At 72.7% G+C, this 6,512-nt stretch carries 5 protein-coding genes; all 5 read left to right on the top strand.

Annotated elements, in window-relative coordinates; translation table 11 throughout:
- Window positions 1-694: indole-3-glycerol phosphate synthase TrpC (gene trpC / locus JWQ92_RS08890; RefSeq protein WP_297344100.1), on the top strand; the 694-nt coding region annotated here is incomplete at its 5' end.
- Window positions 691-1,920, top strand: coding sequence for a tryptophan synthase subunit beta (gene trpB / locus JWQ92_RS08885; protein ID WP_297344099.1), 1,230 nt, complete (start codon window positions 691-693; stop codon window positions 1,918-1,920). The genes trpC and trpB, both read left to right, overlap by 4 nt.
- Before the next feature lie 14 nt (window positions 1,921-1,934).
- Window positions 1,935-2,732, top strand: coding sequence for a tryptophan synthase subunit alpha (gene trpA / locus JWQ92_RS08880; RefSeq protein WP_297344101.1), 798 nt, complete (start codon window positions 1,935-1,937; stop codon window positions 2,730-2,732).
- A gap of 10 nt (window positions 2,733-2,742) precedes the next feature.
- Window positions 2,743-3,735 carry a prolipoprotein diacylglyceryl transferase gene (gene lgt, locus JWQ92_RS08875; protein WP_297344098.1) on the top strand — a complete coding sequence of 331 codons (993 nt, stop codon included), beginning with the start codon at window positions 2,743-2,745 and terminating at the stop codon, window positions 3,733-3,735.
- Window positions 3,736-3,903: 168 nt separating this feature from the next.
- Window positions 3,904-6,512, top strand: a 2,609-nt coding sequence (locus JWQ92_RS08870; protein WP_297344097.1) for a glutamate synthase central domain-containing protein, incomplete at its 3' end; no start/stop codon positions are given.

Below are 6,512 nucleotides of genomic sequence, written 5' to 3'. Positions count from 1 at the left end.
GCTCGCCGCTCCGCCCGCGCTCGCCGCCGCGGTGGCGCTCGCCGCCGACACGGGCTCCGTCAAGGTCCTCGCCGAGGTGAAGCGAGCCAGCCCGTCCCGCGGCGCCATGGCCGACATCCCCGACCCCGCCGCGCTCGCCGCCCGCTATGCGGCCGCGGGGGCGGCGGCCATCAGCGTCCTCACCGAGGGCCGCCGCTTCCGCGGCTCGCTCGCCGATCTCGAGGCGGTGCGCGCCGCCGTCGACGTGCCCGTGCTGCGCAAGGACTTCGTCTCGACCGCGTACCAGGTGCTCGAGGCGAGGGCCGCAGGCGCCGACCTCGTCCTGCTCATCGTCGCGGCGCTCGGGGACGAGGCGCTCGCGTCGCTGGCCCGGCTCATCGGCGACCTCGGCATGACGCCTCTCGTCGAGACCCACGACGAGCGCGAGCTCGACCGGGCCCTCGCGATGGGCGCCCGGATCGTCGGCGTCAACGCCAGGGACCTCGACACCTTCGAGCTCGACCGCGGCCTGTTCGGGCGTCTCGCGCCGCGCATCCCCGACGGGGTCGTCCGCGTCGCCGAATCCGCCGTCCGCACGACCGACGACGTGGCCGCGTATCGCGCCGCGGGCGCCGACGTCGTGCTCGTCGGGGAGGCGCTCGTCACCGGCGATCCCCAGACCCTGATCGCCTCCTTCACGAAAGCCGGATCATGAGCACCACCGACGCCAGCACCCGGTACTCGCAGCCGGGCCCCTACTTCGGCGCCTACGGGGGCCGCTACGTGCCTGAGCCGCTCGTCGCGGCGCTCGACGAGCTGTCCGCGGCGTGGGAGCACGCGAAGACGGATCCGGTGTTCCAGACCGAGCTCGCGGACCTGCACCGGAACTACACCGGCCGGCCCTCGCCGCTCACCGAGGTCGCCCGCTTCGCGGCGCACGCCGGCGAGGCGCGGATCTTCCTGAAGCGCGAGGACCTCAACCACACCGGCTCGCACAAGATCAACAACGTGCTCGGGCAGGCCCTGCTCACCCGCCGCGTGGGCAAGCGCCGCGTCATCGCCGAGACCGGAGCCGGCCAGCACGGCGTCGCCACGGCGACCGCCGCGGCGCTGTTCGGGCTGGACTGCACCATCTACATGGGCGAGATCGACACCGAGCGGCAGGCGCTGAACGTCGCCAGGATGCGGCTGCTCGGCGCCGAGGTCGTCGCCGTGAAGGCGGGCTCGCGCACGCTCAAGGACGCCATCAACGAGGCGATGCGCGACTGGGTGACCAACGTCGCCACGACGAACTACGTGTTCGGCACCGTCGCCGGCCCCCATCCCTTCCCGGCGATGGTCCGCGACCTCCAGCGCATCATCGGCGACGAGGCACGGGCGCAGCTGCTCGAGCGCACCGGGTCGCTCCCCGACGCGGTGTGCGCGTGCGTCGGCGGCGGCTCGAACGCCATCGGCATCTTCACGGCCTTCCTCGACGATCCCGGGGTCGCGCTGTACGGCTTCGAGGCGGCCGGCGAGGGGGTCGACACGCCCCGGCACGCGGCCACGATCGGCAAGGGCCGGCCCGGGGTGCTGCACGGCGCCCGCAGCTACCTCCTCCAGGACGAGGACGGGCAGACGCAGGAGTCCCACTCGATCTCTGCGGGACTCGACTACCCGGGCGTCGGCCCCGAGCACGCGTTCCTCGCCGACGCCGGGCGCGCCACCTACCGCGCGGTCACCGATGCGGCCGCGATGGAGGCGTTGCGCCTGCTGAGCCGCACCGAGGGCATCATCCCCGCGATCGAGTCGGCGCACGCCCTCGCCGGCGCTCTCGAGCTCGGCCGCGAGCTGGGCCCGTCGGCCACCATCCTGATCAACCTCTCCGGCCGCGGCGACAAGGACATGGTCACGGCGGGGGAGTGGTTCGACCTCATCGACCGCGACGCGGCGCAGTCGTGACCGCCGGCACCGCCGTGAGCCCGGTCGAGGCCAGGATCCGCGCGGCGAACACCGAGCGTGCCGGCGCGTTCGTCGGCTACCTGCCGGTCGGCTTCCCCGACCTCGCCACGAGCATCGCGGGCGCGATCGCGCTCGCCGAGGCCGGCGCGGACGTGATCGAGCTGGGGCTGCCGTACTCCGATCCCGTCATGGACGGACCGGTGATCCAGCGAGCGACGCAGGCCGCGCTCGCCGGCGGCTTCCGGCTGCGGCACGCGTTCGAGGCGCTTCGCGAGATCACCGCCGCCGTCGACGCACCGGTGCTGCTCATGACCTACTGGAACCCGGTCCTCGCCTACGGCGTCGAGCGCTTCGCCGACGACGTCGTCGCCGCGGGCGGCGCAGGGCTCATCACGCCGGACCTGATCCCCGACGAGGCGGCCGAGTGGCTCGCCGCGAGCGACACCCACGGTCTCGACCGCGTCTTCCTGGCGGCGCCGACCTCGTCGGACACGCGCCTGGACGCCGCGGTGGCGGCGTCCCGCGGCTTCGTCTACACCGTGTCGACGATGGGGATCACGGGTGCCCGCGCCGACGTCGACAGCGCCGCCCGCACCCTCGTGGCCCGCCTGCGCGAGCACGGCGCCACGAACGCCTGTGTCGGCCTCGGGGTCTCCACCGCCGCCCAGGTGGCCGAGATCCTCGGCTACGCGGACGGGGCGATCGTCGGATCCGCGCTCGTCGCCGCACTCGCCGACGGCGGGCTCGACCGGCTCACCGACGTCGCCCGGGACCTCGCGTCGGGCACGGCGGTCCTGCCTGCAGGCCGCTAGGGTCGTGGCCGTGATCGAGAGCATCCCGAGCCCTCCCGCGTCGTGGGCGTCCTTCCAGATCGGCATCTTCACGATCCACAGCTACGCGCTCTGCATCCTGGCCGGCATCATCGTCGGCACGATCATCACGTCGCGGCGCCTCACCGCCCGCGGCGCCCAGCCCGGCGTGGTGGTCGACTTCGCGATCGTCACCGTGCCGATCGCCATCGTCGGCGCCCGTGCCTACCACGTGCTCACCCACCCCGGCGACTACTTCGGCGGCGGCCACACCTTCTTCGACGTCATCGCGATCTGGCAGGGCGGCAACGCGATCTTCGGATCCATCCTCGGCGGGGCCCTCGGCATCTGGCTCGCGAGCCGCTGGACCGGGGTGCGGTTCCTGTCCTTCGCCGACGCGCTCGCTCCGGGCCTCCTCGTCGCCCAGGGCATCGGCCGCATCGGCAACTGGTTCAACACCGAGCTCTACGGCATGCCGACCACGCTGCCCTGGGGTCTGCAGGTGCCGAGCGACAACGCCGCGTTCCCGGCGGGCCTCGCGCCCGGCACCCTCTTCCATCCCACGTTCCTGTACGAGCTGATCTGGGACGTCGCCGGCGCCGTCGTGCTCGTGGTGATCGAGAAGAAGCTCGTGCGCCCGATCACGGTGCCGCCGGGGTTCACGACCCGCCTCCCGATGCGCTGGGGTCGCGCGCTCGGCTTCTACCTGATCTGGTACGGCGCCGGCCGCAGCGTCTTCGAGTCCATCCGGATCGACCCGAGCGAGGTCTTCCTCGGGCTGCGCACCAACGTGTGGGCGGCGCTCCTCTCGATCGTGATCGGCATCGCCATCCTGATCTGGTCGCGCAGGCGCCACCCGGGCGTCGAGGTCAGCGTGTACCGCCCCGGACGCCAGTGGGTGCCCGAGGGGCTTGTAGGATCGCGCTGGACCGCGGCGGACTTTCCGACGACGACCGCGGACGAGGACGCGCGATCCGTCACAAGCGGCGGCGCGACCAGGGGCTGATCCGTCGCCGACGCACCGCGACAGAGCGTTCCCGCGCACCATCCCCCATCCCGAACCGACTCCGGCGCTCCCGCTGCCCGGAGCGGAACGGCAACCCGCACCGGGCCGACGGCGTCCCGCACCTTCCCACACCGACGGCCGCAGACGGCGGCCGACCTGGAGGACGCCATGGCCGAGCGCCCCGCACACCGCGTGCCGTTCTCCGCCGTGCCCGGCGCGACGGGGCTGTACGACCCGGCCGCCGAGCACGACGCCTGCGGCCTCGCGATGGTCGCCACGCTCCGCGGCACCCCGGGCCACGACATCATCGACGCCGCGCTCGAGGCGCTGCGCCACCTCGAGCACCGCGGTGCGGTCGGTTCTGACGCGGGCACCGGCGACGGCGCCGGGATCATCACGCAGATCCCCGACGAGTTCCTCCGGGCCGTCAGCGGATTCGACCTGCCCGAGGCGGGCGCCTATGCGGTCGGTCTCGGGTTCCTGCCCACCGAGCCGCGGGAGCGCAACGCGCTGAAGGCGGCCGTCGCGGAGATCGCCGAGGAGGAGGACCTCGAGGTCCTCGGCTGGCGCCCCGTCCCGACCGACGCGTCGACGATCGGGGCCCTCGCCCGCGGCGCGATGCCGGTCTTCGAGCAGCTCTTCGTCGCGGGCACGCGCAGGGATGCGGAGGGGCGGCGTGCCGCCGGCGTCACCCTGGACGTGCAGGCGATGCGGCTGCGCAAGCGGATCGAGCGCGAGCACCGCGCCTACTTCGCCTCGCTCGGAAGCCGCACCCTCGTCTACAAGGGGATGGTCACCACACTCCAGCTGGAGCCGTTCTACCCCGACCTCTCCGACGAGCGCTTCACCTCCACGCTCGCCCTCGTGCACTCGCGGTACTCCACCAACACGTTCCCGTCGTGGCCGCTCGCGCAGCCGTTCCGGATGATCGCCCACAACGGTGAGATCAACACGGTGCAGGGCAACCGCAACTGGATGCGCGCCCGCCAGTCGCAGCTGCAGAGCGACGTGCTCGGCGACCTCGCCCCGCTGCTGCCGATCGTGACCGAGGGCGCCTCCGACTCGGCCTCGTTCGACGAGGTCGTCGAGCTGCTCACGCTGGGTGGCCGGAGCCTCCCGCACGCGATCATGATGATGGTGCCCGAGGCGTGGGAGAACCAGCCCGACCTCGACCCCGAGCTGCGCTCGTTCTACGAGTACCACGCGGGGATCATGGAGCCGTGGGACGGCCCCGCCGCCATCGTCTTCACCGACGGCACGCTCGTCGGAGCGACCCTCGACCGCAACGGCCTCCGCCCCGGCCGCTGGGTCGTCACGAACGACGGCCTCGTCGTGCTCGCCTCCGAGATCGGCGTGCTCGACATCGCGCCCGAGCGGGTGTCCGCGAAGGGCCGCCTCCGCCCCGGCAAGATGTTCCTCGTCGACACCGCGGCCGGCCGCCTCATCTCCGACGAGGAGATCAAGTCGAGCCTCGCCGCCTCGCAGCCCTGGGCCGACTACCTCGACGGCGCCCGGATCAACCTCGCGGACCTGCCCGACCGCGAGCACGTCGTCCATACGCCCGCCTCCGTCGTCCGGCGCCAGCGCACCTTCGGCTACACGGAGGAGGAGATCCGCATCCTCCTCGGCCCCATGGGCGCGACCGGTGCGGAGCCGCTCGGCGCGATGGGCTCCGACACGCCCATCGCCGTGCTCTCGACCCGTCCCCGGCTGCTCTTCGACTACTTCACCCAGCAGTTCGCCCAGGTGACGAACCCGCCGCTCGACTCGATCCGCGAGGAGGTCGTCACCTCCCTGCGTCTCGGCCTGGGACCGGAGCGCAACCTGCTGTCGGCCACGCCGCGGCACGCCCGCCAGGTGGTGCTCGACTTCCCGGTCATCGACAACGACGAGCTCGCGAAGCTGATCCACATCGACCCGCACCCCGGCAGCGCCACGACGTCCGTCGTGCGCGGGCTGTACCGGGTCGACGACGGCGAGCGCGCCCTCGAGGAGCGGATCACCGCGATGCGGCAGGAGGTCGACGAGGCCATCGCCCGCGGCGCGGAGTTCATCGTGCTCTCCGACCGCGACTCGAACCGCGAGCTCGCGCCCGTGCCGAGCCTGCTGATGGTCTCCGCGATCCATCACCACCTGATCCGGAACCAGAACCGGATGAAGGTCGGCCTGATCGTCGAGGCCGGCGACGTGCGCGAGGTGCACCACGTCGCGCTGCTCATCGGCTACGGCGCGTCGGCGGTCAACCCGTACCTCGCGATGGAGACGGTCGAGCAGCTCGTGCGCAGCGGGCAGCTGTCCGGGGTGACGCCCGAGAAGGCCGTGCGCAACCTGATCAAGGCGCTCGGCAAGGGCGTGCTGAAGATCATGTCGAAGATGGGCATCTCGACCGTGTCGTCGTACGCCGCGGCGCAGGCGTTCGAGGCCGTCGGCCTCGCGCAGGCGTTCGTCGACGACTACTTCACCGGCACGACGAGCAAGCTCGGCGGCGTCGGCATAGATGTGATCGCCGCGGAGAGCGCCGCGAGGCACGCGGCCGCGTTCCCCGACGAGGCGGCCCCCGGCGTGCACATGCGGCTGGCGACGGGCGGGGAGTACCAGTGGCGCCGCGACGGGCCGCCGCACCTGTTCAACCCGGAGACCGTGTTCCGGCTGCAGCACGCGACGCGGGCGCGGCGGTACGACGTGTTCAAGGAGTACACGACGCTCGTCGACGACCAGTCGGGGTCGCTGATGACGCTCCGCGGCCTGTTCCGCTTCGCGCCGAGCCACCGGCATCC

Origin of the sequence: Amnibacterium sp. (assembly GCF_025463795.1) — a bacterium.
Taxonomy (GTDB): Bacteria; Actinomycetota; Actinomycetes; order Actinomycetales; family Microbacteriaceae; genus Amnibacterium.
Note: the sequence above shows the minus strand (reverse complement) of the source record. Positions and strands in the feature narration are given on the sequence as shown.